Genomic DNA, 15,808 nt, shown 5'->3' on the forward strand with positions numbered 1-15,808 from the left:
TCCCCGGTATTTTTTCAGTCGCTGGACTGGAGTTGCCTCGGCAGCCGCCGATAGAAAACCTTGGGAAGATGAGCCAGCTTGGCTATAATCCCCACCGCTTCAAAACGGTCATCTTCAATTGATACCGTTCCCGCCACCTGTCCGAGGGGCGCTGCAGCAGGTTTTCCTGTCAGGCTCGGATGGGGCGTTGTTCGATCGGGTTGTCCCGTCGAACCTTAAACGCACAACGGCGCCCATTCGCACACTACGAATGGAGACTCTCTAATGAGTGCAGTAATCACGCCCGCAGATTTTTCCGACTACAAAGTAGCCGACATGTCCCTGGCTGCCTGGGGCCGCCGCGAAACCATCATCGCTGAATCCGAAATGCCTGCCCTCATGGGCCTGCGCCGCAAATACGCCGGCGAGCAACCGCTCAAGGGCGCGAAGATTCTCGGCTGCATCCACATGACCATTCAGACTGCCGTACTGATCGAAACCCTGGTTGCCCTGGGTGCCGAAGTTCGCTGGTCGTCCTGCAACATTTTCTCCACTCAAGACCAGGCCGCTGCTGCCATTGCTGCTGCCGGTATCCCTGTTTTCGCCTGGAAAGGCGAGACTGAAGAAGAGTACGAGTGGTGCCTTGAGCAAACCATCCTGAAAGATGGCGCGCCTTGGGATGCCAACATGATCCTCGACGACGGCGGCGACCTGACCGAGCTGCTGCACAAGAAATACCCGGCCATCCTGGACCGCGTTCACGGCGTGACCGAAGAGACCACCACTGGCGTTCACCGTCTGCTGGACATGCTGGCCAAAGGCGAGCTGAAAATCCCGGCCATCAACGTCAACGACTCGGTGACCAAGAGCAAGAACGACAACAAGTACGGCTGCCGTCACAGCCTGAACGACGCCATCAAGCGTGGTACTGACCACCTGTTGTCGGGCAAGCAAGCACTGGTTATCGGTTATGGCGACGTGGGCAAGGGCTCGGCTCAATCCCTGCGTCAGGAAGGCATGATCGTTAAAGTGACCGAAGTCGACCCGATCTGCGCCATGCAAGCCTGCATGGACGGTTTCGAGCTGGTTTCGCCGTTCATCGACGGTGAAAACGACGGCACCGAAGCCAGCATCGACAAAGCACTGCTGGGCAAGATCGACCTGATCGTGACCACCACTGGTAACGTCAACGTTTGCGACTCGAACATGCTCAAAGCGCTGAAAAAACGCGCTGTGGTCTGCAACATCGGTCACTTCGACAACGAAATCGACACCGCTTTCATGCGCAAGAACTGGGCATGGGAAGAAGTTAAGCCGCAAGTACACAAGATCCACCGTACCGGCCCTGGCGCATTCGATGCCCAGAACGATGACTACCTGATCCTGCTGGCCGAAGGCCGTCTGGTTAACCTGGGCAACGCCACAGGTCACCCAAGCCGCATCATGGACGGCTCGTTCGCCAACCAGGTTCTGGCGCAGATCTTCCTGTTCGGTCAGAAGTACGCCGATCTGTCCCCGGCGCAAAAAGCCGAGCGTCTGACCGTTGAAGTACTGCCGAAGAAACTCGACGAAGAAGTGGCCCTGGAAATGGTTCGCGGCTTCGGCGGCGTTGTGACCAAACTGACCAAGACCCAGGCCGACTACATTGGCGTGGCTGTTGAAGGTCCGTTCAAGCCGCACGCGTATCGCTACTGATTGATAGAGTGGGCCTCGCTTCCTTGTGGGAGCGAGGCTTGCCCGCGAATGACCGCGAAGCGGTCACAGAATGCGAGCACCCCGCGACTATCGAAACGTGCGCGTTTCTGTAGGAGCGAGCTTGCTCGCGATAGCGGTAAAACAGGCACCATAAATGTTGCCCCGAATACCGCTATCGCGAGCGGCTCGCTCCTACAGGGATACGTCAGGCGTAAGGCTTTCGAATTCCCAAGGTTATTGACCATGTCCCAAGACCGCAGCTTCAGCTTCGAATTCTTCCCAACGAAGACCGAAGCTGGCCATGAAAAGCTTCTGAACGTTGCTCGTCAGATAGCTGGCTACAACCCCGCTTTCTTCTCCTGCACTTACGGTGCGGGCGGATCTACACGCGACGGTACGATCAATACCGTGCTGCAGCTACAAAATGAAATACAAGTGCCGTCAGCTCCGCACCTGTCTTGCGTTGGCGACAGCAAGGACGACCTGCGCGGCCTGCTGAACCAATACAAGGAGGCTGGCATCACGCGTATCGTTGCCCTGCGAGGCGACCTGCCTTCGGGTATGGGCGTTGCCAGTGGCGAACTGCGTTATGCCAGCGACCTGGTGTCCTTCATTCGTGAAGAGACCGGCGGGCACTTTCACATCGAAGTAGCTGCCTACCCTGAGATGCACCCTCAGGCGCGCAATTTTGATGACGACGTGAAGAACTTCGTACACAAAGCGCAGGCCGGTGCCGACAGCGCAATCACCCAGTACTTCTTCAACGCCGACAGCTACTTCTACTTCCTCGAACGCGTACAGAAGAAGGGCGTAAGCCTGCCAATCGTGCCCGGCATCATGCCGATCACCAACTACAGCAAGCTCGCGCGCTTTTCCGATGCGTGCGGTGCGGAAATCCCGCGCTGGATCCGCAAGCAACTCGAAGCCTACGGCGATGATGTGCAGAGCATTCAGGCGTTTGGCGAACAGGTCATCACCGAAATGTGTGAGCGCCTGCTGGAAGGTGGAGCGCCAGGTTTGCACTTCTACACCCTGAACCAGGCTGACCCGAGTCTGGCGATCTGGAACAACCTGAAGCTGCCGCGTTAAGCGAGGCAGGGCCGGACGGTGAATGTCGTCGCCCGGCCGGTCCTACGGCTTGGTGTACGGTCGGGGTTGCTCGGCCGGCAGGTTTCGCGCATTGTGACCTGCCGGTTCCCGATGACCGCAGCACTCAATACGCCGTTGAGCAGCAGGAAAGCAGCACTTGGCGTTTGCTCTGTTATACTCCGGCCTTCCCGCCAGGCTTACGCCCGGATGCTCGGTCTTGTTTCAGGCTCATCGATCACGCCAATAGCGCATCTTTTTTATCGCGCAGCGTCACGAGATGCCCTGAAGGCCCAGCAGGACCGGACGGGACTGCGTTCTCCAAAGCTTGAACGAAAACACCGAGCCGCGATCACCCTGTTCACCGAACAGCATGGTCGACGCTCAGGCAGTTTCGACGAAGCCTGAACGCCATTCGCGCCAGGCAAGACTTCCCTTTGAGCATAAGCTCTAACTAAAAACAGGATTACTCATGTCCTTTGCTTCCCTCGGTCTCTCCGAGGCTCTAGTTCGCGCCATCGAGGCAGCGGGCTATACCCAGCCTACTCCGGTGCAACAGCGGGCCATTCCCGCCGTGTTGCAAGGTCGCGACCTGATGGTTGCCGCCCAGACAGGTACTGGTAAAACCGGTGGTTTCGCCCTTCCGATCCTGGAGCGGTTGTTTCCCAACGGTCATCCGGACAAATCCCAGCGTCACGGCCCGCGCCAACCGCGCGTATTGGTCCTGACCCCGACTCGCGAACTCGCCGCCCAGGTGCATGACAGCTTCAAGCTGTATGCCCGTGACCTGAAGTTCGTCAGCGCCTGCATCTTCGGTGGCGTTGGCATGAACCCCCAGGTTCAAGCCATGGCCCGCGGCGTAGACGTGCTGGTTGCCTGCCCTGGTCGCCTGCTCGATCTGGCCGGTCAAGGCAGCGTCGATCTGTCCCACGTTGAAATCCTCGTGCTCGATGAAGCCGACCGGATGCTCGACATGGGCTTCGTGCATGACGTGAAGAAAGTCCTCGCACGTCTGCCAGCCAAGCGCCAGAACCTGCTGTTCTCTGCAACGTTCTCCAACGACATTACGGCGTTGGCGGGCAAGCTGCTGCACAACCCGGAACGCATTGAGGTCACGCCGCCGAACACTACGGTAGAGCGTATCGAGCAACGCGTATTCCGCCTGCCCGCCAACCACAAGCGTTCGCTGCTGGCGCACCTGATCACTCAGGGTGCCTGGGAGCAAGTGCTGGTCTTCACTCGTACCAAACACGGTGCAAACCGTCTGGCCGAGTACCTGGACAAGCACGGCCTTACCGCTGTGGCGATCCACGGTAACAAGAGCCAGAACGCTCGCACCAAAGCACTGGCCGATTTCAAGGCCGGTGAAGTACGCATCATGGTTGCAACTGATATCGCCGCTCGCGGCCTGGATATCGACCAATTGCCGCACGTGGTCAACTTCGAACTGCCGAACGTAGACGAAGACTATGTTCACCGCATCGGCCGTACAGGCCGTGCAGGCCGTAACGGCGAAGCGATTTCGCTGGTCGCGCCGGACGAAGAAAAGCTGCTGAAAAGCATCGAGCGCATGACCAAACAAAAGATCGCCGACGGCGATCTGATGGGCTTCGACATGTCTGCAGTAGAAGCCGAGAAGCCTGAAGTTCGTGAGCGTCCGGACGTGCGTAACCCACGCAATCCGCGCGGCCCGCGTGGCGATGGCCCGAACGGTGGCGGTGGTGGCGGCGGCCGTAAAGACAAAGGCAAGGACAAGGGTAAAGAAAAACCGGCAGCTGCTGCTGGCGAACGCCCTGCCCGCAAATCACGTGAGCAACAAAAGCCTCGTGACGGTTCGCCAGCCCGCGAACAGCGCTCTTCGACGCCACGTGCGGCAGCGGCACCTCGCCCGGCCGCAGATCGTGCTCCGGACGAGTTCCTGGATGACGAAGTGGATAACTTCGGCAACCGCGCTGATTACGTCAGCCCGTACCAGAACAAGAATCAGGGTCGCGGTCGTCGTCCGGGCGCCCCGGCTACTGGCGCTGCACCTGGCGGCGCGGCACCTGCTGCACGCGGTCCTCGCCCAAGCGGCCCACGTAGCGGCGGCGGTGCAGCAACAGGCACACCGCCTGCCAAGCGTAATGGCCCACGTAACGGCGCTCCGCGCGATGGTCAGGCTCGCCGTGACGAAAACCCGCGCAATCGCCGCCCGGCACGCGATGATTCGGCCCGTCAGGAACCGGCTGTTCGCGGTCCTCGCGACAGTCAGAGCCAGCCACAACCGAAGATCATGCACAAAGAGTCGAAAAGCGATCGCTTCCCGTCCGCTGAGCAACTCGATCAACTGCCAAGCCGCCCACGCGGTGAAAAACCCGCCCTGCTGACCCGCAACCGCGAAGGTTAAGCAAGGCTGGAACAAAAAAACGCCCCGACTGGTTCGGGGCGTTTTTATGTGTGAACCCTTTTTGAAGCCGATCCTTGTGGGAGCGAATTCATTCGCGAAGGGGCCAGTAGATCCAATGCATACTCGTCGTTTGAAACGCCGCCTTCGCGAATGAATTCGCTCCCACAGTCAATTGTCGTGTTTGAGACAAAAAAACGCCGACCCTGAGGTCGGCGTTTTTTGATCAACCGGAACGCTTACTTGGCTTGAACGCCTTCGAAGCTGATTTCCAGGTTCAGAGTCTGCGAGGTAGGACCTGGGCCTTTGATGCCGAAGTCGTTCAGGTTAAGCGTCGAAGTGCCGTTGAAGCCGGCACGGTAGCCGCCCCATGGATCCTTGCCTTCGCCGTTGAAAGTTGCCTTGATCACGATTGGCTTGGTCACGCCGTGCAGGGTCAGGTCACCCGTCACGTCGGCAGTTTTCTCGCCAGTGGACTTAACAGCGGTGGAGACGAACTTGGCTTCCGGGAATTTGCCGGCATCCAGGAAGTCTTTGCTCAGGATGTGCTTGTCACGTTCAGCGTGATTGGTGAACAGGCTGGCAGTTTTCAGCTCAACGTCAATTTTGCTGGCTTCAGGCTTGGCAGCGTCAAAACTGAACTTGCCGCTCCAGTCTTTGAAAGTACCGTGGATGAAGCTGTAGCCCAGGTGACTGATCTTGAAGTCAACGAAAGCGTGCTGACCTTCTTTGTCGATGACGTAATCAGCGGCCATCGCCTGACCGGCGGACAACAGTGCGGTACCAAGAGCCAGAGCGGCGAGAGTCTTCTTCAACATGCTTTTATTCCCGTTTTGGTTGAACAATTAAGCGCGACCCAGCATACGCTTGAGGGTCACATCGCGATCAATGAAGTGGTGTTTCAGTGCAGCAAGACCGTGCAGCCCTGCGAAGACAACCAATACCCAAGCGAGGTACAGGTGAATCCAGCCTGCGGTTTCTGCCTGTTCAGGCAGCCCACTGACCAGCGCAGGTATTTCAAAAAGACCAAACACCGGGATCCCCACGCCGTCGGCGGTGGAAATGAGGTAACCGGCGAACATCACAGCGAACAGGCCGACATACAAAAACATGTGCCCAACGTGCGCACCGATCCGTGTCCACTTGCCATAGCTGGCCAGAGAGGGCGGCGGCGGGCTGAGCAAGCGCCAGACGATGCGGAACAGCATGAAGGCGAATAACGTGATGCCAATGCTCTTGTGCAGATCAGGTCCGGCTTTACGCCAGGTGTCGTAATAATCCAGACCAACCATCCACAGCCCTAGCGCGAACAAACCAAACACTGCAACAGCAACGCCCCAGTGCAGCACCATGCTGACCAGACCGTAGCGAGAGGATGAGTTGCGTAACTGCATTGCCATTACCCTGTAGGAATTAATGCCAGACTAGCTTTTTATCTATCGAATGAAAGCGCAAAATTTTGCTTTGAAGTATCGAAAAATACGATTGTTACGTTTTTCTCATATTCCATTTCGTCAGCGACCCGCGCTGCCAACTGCTCACGATAGTTTAAGAAACCCTATTTTCGAGTCTCTCCAGCTCAGCATCCCCAGAATTGCTCCCCAACAAAACCTTGTAATGACCATCGGCTTATCAACCACGATGAGCGGCAATATGGCCTTATCTTCCCCGCTTTCCCACACGCCTTACATGCGCCCCTTCGCTCTAGGCAAACGCATAAAAGCACGAAAAGTCAAAATACTGTCGTTATTTCTGTCAGGAAAAATGACACCCCCCAACAAAATATAAACGAGTGACATTATTCCGACAGGTGGAGGCCCTAGGCCATTGTTAGAGCCTCAAATAAGCCTCAGCATCCTCCCAGGCCTACAAGGGACGAGCCTGTACTTCTCTTGCGCGTGCCCAATCAATCACTGCTACCAGTCTTCAGACAGTAACGAGCACCGGCGCAGGACGTTCAGGTCGTACTGATAAATGGAGCAACACCGAAATGATGACCGTGTATTTTGTCGTGATGACGATGTGCAGTGGTATGGAAGGCTGTGTGGAGGAGCGAAGGCCTGGAGACGCCTACGCATCCAGAGAGGAATGCATGACGACAGTAGGCGCCATGACGCGACGTAAAGGCGTGAAATACAAGTGCAAGAGTGAGCCGCAGTGGGTGCTCAAAGAAGACCGGCGTGTTGAAGGCGCCAAGAGTTTCGCAACGAGCGGTGCCAAGTAAGCGGTTTCATTTTTATAGACCTTGCCTCCTACCGCAAACACCGACCTGTAGGAGTGAACTTGTTCGCGAACGGCTGCGCAGCAGTCGTAAATCTGGCGACCTGATTCCAGCAAATGCACCGAGTCGCGGTCGTTGCTGCCGCTTCGCGCCAGATCGCGAACAAGTTCACTCCTACAAGGTATGTGTTTCAAGCCCATGATTGATGCGAGCTAAAGCCCCGCTCTAACTGATCCGGGGCGTGAGGTTGCCAAATAAAAAAAGGGCGCGATCTCATTGATCGCGCCCTTTTCTTTGCTACTTCAGTCCGATCAGTTTTTAGCTTCAGCGGCTGCTTTGGCCTTCGCCTTGGCTGCAGCGGCTTTTTTGTCAGCCTCGATCTGGGCCGGCGTTTTGGCCGGTGCCTTTTTCGCAGCTTCTTTAGCCGGAGCTTTCTTCGCAGGTTCGGTCTTCTTCACCGGCGCTTTTTTCGCAGGCTCGGCTTTGGCAGGTTCTGCCTTGACCGGCGCAACGACGGGCGCAACCACTGGAGCTACAGGCTCTGGTGCGGGCGCAGGCGCAGGCTCTGGAGCTTTCTCGACCGGCTTGGCGGCAGGTTCTTCAGGGCAGCCAAACAAGCACGCGAAGAAGCCTGGCTTCTCTTTAGCCTTGGCGTCAGCCGCTTTGGCTGGTTCTGGCTTCTTGGCTTCGGCCTTGTCAGACGAACCACCAAACAGGTTGCTGAAGAAACCACCTTCGTCCTTCTTGGCAGCAGCAGGTGCTGGCGCAGGAGCGATTTTGACCGGTTCGAACGACTTGCCAGCAGCCAGATCCTGAACCTGGCTGGCAGCACGTTGACCGGTACGCAGAGCGCCCTCAACCGTACCTGGGTAAAGTGCATCAGTGTGCTCACCCGCAAAGGCTACACGCTGAATCGGCTTTTCCCATACGCGCCAGAACTTGCTGATCTGCCCTGGCCCAAAGGCCAGATAAGAACCGCCAGTGGACGGGTCAACACTGTAACGACGGATCTCGTAGCCTGTATAAGCGCCGCGAGCCTGTGGATAGAACGTGTGCAGGCGAATCAGTACCTGATCCACCAATTGCTTGTCGCCAAAAGCCTGCATGATCCGTGCATTATCGCCGGACAGGTTGATCACCACATTGGCGCCACCCTTGGTTGCTGGCTCAATCCAGAGCATGCCCAGACCGGTATTACTGAAGATTTCACCGGACATGCGCGCCTTGCTTTCCCACACCGGCGTCTTGAACTTGAGCATGATCTGGTCGCGCCAACCGTAGTTGGTGCTCTTGATCGCTGCCATGTGCTGGGCATCCAGCGCAGGCGTCATCTGGATCTTGCTCAACGCCCGCAGCGGCACGGCCAGCACCACGTAATCAGCGCTGTAACCGACCGCGCCTGCCTTGACCGTCACGCCATCCTTTTCCTGAATGATTGCGGAGACGGGCGAGTTGGTCTTGATAGTCTTGATCTGCTTGGCAAACGCCTCTGCCAACACCGCGCTACCACCCGGCAGACGCGCAGCACGACGATCACGGTCGTCGACGTTGCGATAGACACGGGACTGTTGTGCGAAATACAGCAGCGACAAGCGCGAAGGCTCGTCGTAACGCGTACGAATTTCCTGGTTGATCAACTGGCGAGCGGTCGCTGGCAGGGTCAGACGATCCAGCCAGTTGGCCACGTTGATCTGATCCAGCGCGAACAAGGTGCTGTTCGACGCAGGGCTCTCAGGGTTGTCGATAGAACGCGCGAGGTTGTCGAGAGTTTCCTCGTAACGCTTGATCGCCTCGGCGGTCGCCGGTTGCTTGAGGGCCAGATCAGCCTTGCTGAAATACACACCATCAATCAGGTAGCCCGGCGTGCGAACGAACTCCGGAGCGGGCACGGTAGCCAGCTTGAAGCGCTCCAGATACTGGTTCAGCGCAGGCTGAGCCTTGGTGTTGCCGATCCATTCGCTGGTGGCCAGGCCAGAACGGCCGCCCAAGCTTGGTTTGGCTTCCAGCAAGGTGACCTGCCAGCCTTTGGCTTGCAGCTCATAAGCAGCCGTCAGGCCCGCAAGCCCACCGCCAACTACGATAGCGGTCTTTGGTTTTTCATTAGCGAGCGCCGAAACGCTGACCAGCCCAACTAAAACGAGCGCACAGGCGCGCAGCCAACCAGAAAGCATTCAGCAGACTCCGAAAAAAGCAGGGGGAGGTTTCGGGATATGACGCTCGATACGTCACAGAGGCGGGAAGGATACGCCAGCCGCATCAGGGCTACCAGTGATGTCCATCAGGCGCCTGACAAACATAAAAGCCGCTTGAAATGAAATACATGACTGTAGCGGCCCGGTTTCCATGGCACCACGCTGTCTCGCGGCAAACAGATGGCCAGTGGAACCAGATTCATCCGGGAAGACGGCATTCCCAACGATGAAAAATTGGTGACTGGACCGGCCTCTTCCCGGATGAATCCGGTCCCACAGGATTGCGTACATTCAGATAGTTACGTGTTGTTAATGTTAAGCCGCCCTGCGTCCGCGACACCGCGTCGTCGCGAAGCATCCAAAACCAATTGGCACTAAAGGTTGTCCCGTAGCCGGTCATTGCATAGGCTTGCGCGATTGCTCGCCCTCGCACCATGCGAGTCGCTATCCGGAGAAAACCAATGGGCCTGAATGATCAGTGGATGCAGCGCGACCTCAAGGTTCTGTGGCACCCCTGCACCCAGATGAAAGACCACGAAAGCCTGCCGCTTATTCCCATCAAGCGTGGCGAGGGTGTGTGGCTGGAAGACTTCGAAGGCAAACGCTATCTGGACGCCGTCAGTTCCTGGTGGGTCAATGTGTTTGGACACGCCAACCCACGCATCAACCAACGTATCAAGGATCAGGTCGACCAACTGGAGCACGTGATCCTCGCCGGTTTTAGCCACCAGCCGGTGATTGAGCTGTCCGAGCGACTGGTCAAACTCACGCCAGAAGGTCTGACCCGCTGCTTCTACGCCGACAACGGTTCGTCCTGCATCGAAGTCGCGCTGAAAATGAGCTTTCACTATTGGCTCAACCGCGGTCAACCGGACAAGAAGCGCTTCGTCACCCTGACCAACAGCTATCACGGCGAAACCATGGCCGCGATGTCAGTGGGCGACGTGCCGTTGTTCACCGAAACCTATAAAGCGCTGCTGATGGACACCATCAAGGTGCCAAGCCCGGATTGCTACCACCGCCCCGAAGGCATGAGTTGGGAAGAACACTCGCGCAATATGTTCGCCGCCATGGAACATGCGCTGGCCGAGAACCACTCCACGGTGGCCGCCGTCATCGTAGAGCCATTGATTCAGGGCGCAGGCGGTATGCGCATGTATCACCCGGTGTACCTCAAGCTGCTGCGTGAGGCCTGTGACCGCTACGGCGTGCACTTGATTCACGATGAAATCGCGGTGGGCTTCGGCCGCACCGGAACCATGTTTGCCTGCGAGCAGGCCGGTATTCGTCCGGACTTCCTGTGTCTGTCCAAGGCCCTGACCGGTGGATATCTGCCACTGGCGGCCGTGCTGACCACCGACGACGTGTACGACGCGTTTTACGACGACTACCCGACGCTTCGCGCCTTTCTGCATTCGCACAGCTACACCGGCAACCCGCTGGCGTGCGCGGCGGCATTGGCGACGCTGGATATCTTCGAGCAAGACAACATCATCGAAAACAACAAAGCTCTGGCCCAGCGTATGGCCACCGCTACCGCGCATCTGGTCGATCACCCGCATGTGGCGGAAGTGCGTCAGACCGGCATGGCGCTGGCCATCGAGATGGTTCAGGACAAAGCCACCAAGACTGCTTATCCATGGCAGGAACGCCGTGGCCTGCAGGTGTTCCAGCATGCACTGGAGCGTGGCGCGCTATTGCGTCCGCTGGGCAGCGTGGTGTACTTCCTGCCACCCTATGTGATCACGCCAGAGCAGATAGACTTCCTCGCCGAAGTCGCGACTGAAGGCATCGACATCGCGACGCGGAAAAGCATCAGCGTTGCCGTAAGAGAGAATTTCCATCCGGATTTTCGTGATCCGGGTTAGGTACTAATTATTGATTTTGAAATGCGCTCCCCCTGTAGGAGTGACCGGGATGGCGCTCCATCTTGCTCGCGATAGCGGTCTGCCTTGTCACCTGATATGTCGGAAGGAAAAACGCCATCACGAGCAAGCTCACTCCTACAGAGGTCACACCAAAATTTCAGAGACCCACCATGAGACTGTCCCGCTTTTTCATCGACGCCACCCTGAGCCTCGGTGAACACGAACTGCCTGAAGCCCAGGCGCATTACATCGGCCGCGTGCTGCGTATGGCCGAAGGCGATGCGTTGCAAGTGTTCGATGGCTCAGGCCAGGAGTTTCGCGGCACCTTGCTGGAAGTCGGCAAGAAACGCGTACGCGTTCAGCTCGACGAAACCTTCCCCGGCCAGACCGAATCGCCTCTACGCATCCATCTCGGCCAGGGCTTGTCCCGTGGCGAGCGCATGGACTGGGCGATTCAGAAAGCTACCGAATTGGGCGTCACGGAGATCACCCCGATTGTCAGCGAGCGCTGTGAAGTGCGCCTCAAGGACGAACGCGCCGAGAAGCGTCAGGCCCATTGGCAGCAGATCGCGATCAGCGCCTGCGAGCAATGTGGTCGCTCGGTGGTCCCGGTGATTCACCCGCCGATGCCATTGGCTGAATGGCTCAAGCGCAGCGATGCCGAACTCAAGCTGGTGCTGCACCCGGTTGCAGAGCCGCTGACCAGCCACAGCAAACCCACCACCCTCGCCTTCCTGATCGGCCCGGAAGGCGGTTTGAACGACGCCGAAGTCGATCAGGCTCAGGACGCTGGCTTCCACGCCGCCCGCCTCGGCCCACGAGTACTGCGCACAGAAACTGCACCTGTAGTTGCACTGAGCGTGGCGCAGCAGTTGTGGGGGGATTTTTAACTTCCGAGACATGCTCTCCCTGTAGGGGTGACCGGGGTGGCGATCCACATTGCTCGCGATAGCGGTCTGTCAGTCGATGAATATATCGCCTGTGCTTACGCTATCGCGAGCAAGCTCACTCCTACAGGTCCGTGTTGGCATCACGACGGCGTGGTGCCAAGGACAACGGGGCGATGCCTATAGCCGTTGATAAATCAAACCGGCAACTCGGTTTTCCTACGCCGGGCCTTGGCCGGTTCCGGTCTTGCGCAGGGCAAGAACTGTCCGCGTCCCTTCTGGCCCAGCGCTGTGCCATCCCACACCACTTCGCCCCGTGAAAGAGTCAGCGCAGGCCAGGCAGTCAAACGCATACCCGCGTATGGCGTGTAATCCACGCGATGGTGCAAGCGGTCGTTGTGCAACTCGAAATCCAGCCCTTCGTCCCAGATCACCAAATCCGCATCGGCGCCAATCGCGATGCTGCCTTTGCGTGGGTACAAGCCATACAGCCGCGCCGCATTGGTCGACGTCAGCGCGACGAACTCCTGCGCAGTAATGCGCCCGGTGCAGACGCCTTCCGACCAGAGCAATGCCATGCGCGTTTCAATGCCGGGGATGCCGTTGGCCACTTCCGAAAACGGCGCATGCTCGCCGTGAGCACGTTTGCCGTCCGGGCCTTCGTAACGAAACGGCGCGTGGTCCGAGGAGAACACCTCAAACGAGCCATTCTGCAGGCCGTCCCAGATGACTTGCTGGTTCGCAGCGTCTCTCGGCGGCGGGCTGCAAATGCATTTGGCGCCTTCAAAACTGTCATCGCAGCCCAGCGAGTCGGCGGTCAGAAACAGGTATTGCGGACAGGTTTCGCCATACACCTTTAAGCCGTGGTCCTGCGCCCAGCGAATCTGCTCGATGGCTTCGCGCCCCGATACATGCACGATCAGGATCGGCACATCCACCAGTTCAGCCAGAGCAATGGCGCGGTGGGTGGCTTCGCGCTCCACCAGCATCGGGCGCGACGTTGCGTGATAACGCGGAGCGCTTAACCCCGCCGCCAAAAGGCGCTCGGTCAGCCAGGCAATACAATCGCTGTTTTCAGCATGCAGCATGACCATCGCACCTTGTGCTCGTGCGACAGACAACGTCTCCAGTATCTGTCGGTCGTCCAGTTTCAGCGCGTCGTAGGTCATGTAGATCTTGAACGAGGTGTAACCCTCCGCGATCAGTGCGGGCAGCTCCCGGCTCAACACGTCTTCGGTGGGGTCCGTCACGATCAAGTGGAAAGCGTAATCGATCAACGCCTTGCCATCCGCTCGCTGGTGATAATCATCGACAGCGGCTCGCAGACTTTGCCCTTTCTGCTGACAGGCGAACGGGATCACCGTCGTCGTACCGCCGCAGGCCGCGGAGCGCGTCCCGCTTTCGAAATCGTCCGCCATCACCGAGCCGTCGCCGGTGGGCTGATCCAGATGCACATGGCTGTCGATACCGCCTGGCGTCACCGAGCGACCGGCTGCATCGATCTCCCGGGAAGCACGATCCAGGCCCAGACCCAGCGCGACGATCAACCCGTCGCGAACACCAATATCACTGACAAAACTGTCCGCTGCGGTGATGACTTTGGCGTTGCGAATGACTAAATCGAAAGCCTGCATGGCGCGGTGCTCCTAAAGGTTGGGTTAGCCGCGGCTCATCCAGGCTTTGGCAATCTGCTCGCGGGTCGCGAACCAGACGCCTTCGTGGCCCTGGGCATATTCGATGAATCGCTTGATCGCCCGCACGCGGCCCGGACGACCAACCATGCGCGGGTGCAAACCCACCGACATCATGCGCAAGCCATCGGCTGACTCTTCGTAAAGCACTTCGAAGCTTTCTTTCATGTATTCGAAAAAGTCCGACGCTTGGGACAGACCGGGTGAGTTCCAATAGCGGAAGTCATTCACGTCGCTGGTATAAGGCACCACCAGATGCTGTTTGCCCTCAACGTCGACGTAGTACGGTACGTCGTCGTTATAGGCATCGGAGTCGTACAGAAAACCACCCTCTTCGGCCACCAGACGCCGGGTCCGTACGCTTGCGCCATAGCGGCAATACCAGCCGACCGGACGCTTGCCGCAAGTGCGTTCGAATGATTCCACGGCGAGACGAATGTGCTCACGCTCTTCCTCTTCGGTCAGGCGGAAAACCTCTTCCCATCGATAGCCATGACTGCAGACTTCATGACCCAGCGCGACAGCTGCTTTAGCGACATCAGGGTTCTGTTCGAATGCAACGGCGCAGGCGTGAAAAGTGGACGGCACGCCAGCCTTTTCGAGGATCTCCAGAATCCGCCAGATACCCACCCGCGAGCCGTATTCATACATCGACTCCATCGCCAGATTGCGCACGCCATCAGGGAATTGGTAACTGCCCCATTCAGTCATGCTTTCCTGATCGGGATCGCCCATTGCCAGCGAACGCTCGGAGCCTTCTTCATAATTGATGACAAGGCTGATCGCCAACCGGGCGCCATTGGGCCAGGTGCCTTGAGGACGGTTTTGGCCGTAGCCGACCAGATCGCGAAGGGGTAAAGCCATATGAGCAATCTCCTGCACAGGCGCAGATGGTTGGGTTCGAACAGACCGCAAAGCCCGGGCTCAGCAGTCGATGTTTTTCAAAGCATCATGATCAGGGCCGCTCAGCGACTGACCGTCGCGAAACGCCAGACCCATCGCCAGGGTCTGAGCCACGCAGAACGCCGCCGTCAGTGAGCGAAAGCCCAGTAATTCCGCATCGTTGACTTCAATGATCACCGCCGCGTGCTGGCCGATCGGGCTGAGCAGGCTGTCGGTAATCGCCACAATAGGTGTACCTGCCGCCACTGCCTGCTGGCAGGCTTCGATGGTTTCCGTGGCATACGGCGGAAAGCTCACGGCAACCAGAATGTCATCGCTGTGCAGCGCGCCGACTTGCTCGCGCAATGAACCACCGAGACCGCTGATGTGCACGGCACGACGGCCGACTCGACTCAGCGCATAGCTCAGGTAACTGGCCATCGGAAACGACCGGCGCATGCCCACCACGAACGTGGTGCGCGCCCGTTGCAAAAGAGTGATTGCCTGCTCCAGCGCTTCGACCTGCTGCCCCTCGGCCAGATGCTCCAGAGACACGATGTTGGCCCGGCTGAACGCGGTCAGAATGGCGCCGACATCGGTCGGGTCTTCCAGTAGTTCTTCACCCTGATAGTGACGAATCCGTTCACTGAAGCTCGACGAACCCGCCTGCTGCAACGGTGCCTTGAACAATCGCTGCAAGTCGCTGAAGCCGTTGAAACCCAGCGCCTTGGCCAGCCGAATAAAAGCCGATGAAGCAATCCCGGAGCGCTCCGCCAGCGCAGCGACTGTGTTGAGTGCCACATCATGGGGATGCTCGGTGAGGTAGCACGCCGCATCGCGCATACGCGCGGTCAAGCGATCTTGCTGCTCGACGATAGCCGCACGCAACTCGGCAAGGGTTTGAGGTACTGACATGTAGGTCGC

Annotated in this window: 12 protein-coding genes and 1 riboswitch; of the genes, 6 read left to right on the top strand and 6 right to left on the bottom strand. The window is 58.2% G+C overall.

Going from position 1 to position 15,808, the window contains the following annotated elements; all coding sequences use genetic code 11:
- Positions 1-137 precede the first annotated feature (137 nt).
- A riboswitch (S-adenosyl-L-homocysteine riboswitch) is annotated at positions 138-242 on the top strand.
- A 22-nt stretch (positions 243-264) separates the two neighbouring features.
- The 3 genes from ahcY (at position 265) to EE949_RS26150 (ending at position 5,146) form a co-directional block, all read left to right on the top strand.
- Entirely contained in the window at positions 265-1,674 is a 1,410-nt protein-coding gene (ahcY, locus tag EE949_RS26140; RefSeq protein WP_122666948.1) for an adenosylhomocysteinase, read from the top strand.
- A gap of 243 nt (positions 1,675-1,917) precedes the next feature.
- Positions 1,918-2,763, top strand: coding sequence for a methylenetetrahydrofolate reductase [NAD(P)H] (gene metF, locus EE949_RS26145; RefSeq protein WP_122666949.1), 846 nt, complete (start codon positions 1,918-1,920; stop codon positions 2,761-2,763).
- A gap of 469 nt (positions 2,764-3,232) precedes the next feature.
- Entirely contained in the window at positions 3,233-5,146 is a 1,914-nt protein-coding gene (locus EE949_RS26150; RefSeq protein ID WP_122666950.1) for a DEAD/DEAH box helicase, read from the top strand.
- Positions 5,147-5,382: 236 nt separating this feature from the next.
- On the opposite strand, the gene EE949_RS26155 is transcribed toward EE949_RS26150, so the two are convergent.
- Both EE949_RS26155 and EE949_RS26160 read right to left on the bottom strand, forming a co-directional pair.
- Positions 5,383-5,961 (bottom strand): YceI family protein, encoded by a 579-nt coding sequence (locus EE949_RS26155; RefSeq protein WP_122666951.1) that lies wholly within the window; start codon positions 5,959-5,961, stop codon positions 5,383-5,385.
- A 27-nt stretch (positions 5,962-5,988) separates the two neighbouring features.
- Positions 5,989-6,537: a cytochrome b gene (locus tag EE949_RS26160; protein ID WP_087265722.1), complete on the bottom strand. Its 549-nt coding sequence runs from the start codon at positions 6,535-6,537 to the stop codon at positions 5,989-5,991.
- A 698-nt stretch (positions 6,538-7,235) separates the two neighbouring features.
- Here EE949_RS26160 and EE949_RS30010 point away from each other — a divergent pair.
- Positions 7,236-7,367 carry a hypothetical protein gene (locus EE949_RS30010; RefSeq protein WP_275898964.1) on the top strand — a complete coding sequence of 44 codons (132 nt, stop codon included), beginning with the start codon at positions 7,236-7,238 and terminating at the stop codon, positions 7,365-7,367.
- 308 nt (positions 7,368-7,675) lie between these two features.
- On the opposite strand, the gene EE949_RS26170 is transcribed toward EE949_RS30010, so the two are convergent.
- Entirely contained in the window at positions 7,676-9,535 is a 1,860-nt protein-coding gene (locus EE949_RS26170; protein WP_122666953.1) for a flavin monoamine oxidase family protein, read from the bottom strand.
- A gap of 482 nt (positions 9,536-10,017) precedes the next feature.
- On the opposite strand from EE949_RS26170, the gene EE949_RS26175 reads away from it, so the two are divergent.
- Together EE949_RS26175 and EE949_RS26180 are read left to right on the top strand one after the other, a co-directional pair.
- Complete coding sequence (locus EE949_RS26175) at positions 10,018-11,424, top strand: adenosylmethionine--8-amino-7-oxononanoate transaminase (RefSeq protein ID WP_122666954.1); 1,407 nt, start codon at positions 10,018-10,020, stop codon at positions 11,422-11,424.
- A 170-nt stretch (positions 11,425-11,594) separates the two neighbouring features.
- Positions 11,595-12,314: a 16S rRNA (uracil(1498)-N(3))-methyltransferase gene (locus EE949_RS26180; protein WP_122666955.1), complete on the top strand. Its 720-nt coding sequence runs from the start codon at positions 11,595-11,597 to the stop codon at positions 12,312-12,314.
- A gap of 194 nt (positions 12,315-12,508) precedes the next feature.
- Here the strand turns inward: EE949_RS26180 and hydA are convergent, their stop codons facing one another.
- From hydA to EE949_RS26195, 3 genes are read right to left on the bottom strand one after another with little or no spacing between them, the layout of a single operon-like run.
- Positions 12,509-13,945: a dihydropyrimidinase gene (gene hydA / locus EE949_RS26185; protein ID WP_122666956.1), complete on the bottom strand. Its 1,437-nt coding sequence runs from the start codon at positions 13,943-13,945 to the stop codon at positions 12,509-12,511.
- Positions 13,946-13,969: 24 nt separating this feature from the next.
- Positions 13,970-14,866 (bottom strand): allantoinase PuuE, encoded by an 897-nt coding sequence (locus EE949_RS26190; protein WP_122666957.1) that lies wholly within the window; start codon positions 14,864-14,866, stop codon positions 13,970-13,972.
- Positions 14,867-14,926: 60 nt separating this feature from the next.
- Entirely contained in the window at positions 14,927-15,799 is an 873-nt protein-coding gene (locus EE949_RS26195) for a MurR/RpiR family transcriptional regulator (RefSeq protein WP_122666958.1), read from the bottom strand.
- Positions 15,800-15,808 lie beyond the last annotated feature (9 nt).

The sequence above is a fragment of the Pseudomonas viridiflava genome, assembly GCF_900602065.1.
Classification (GTDB): Bacteria; Pseudomonadota; Gammaproteobacteria; order Pseudomonadales; family Pseudomonadaceae; genus Aquipseudomonas.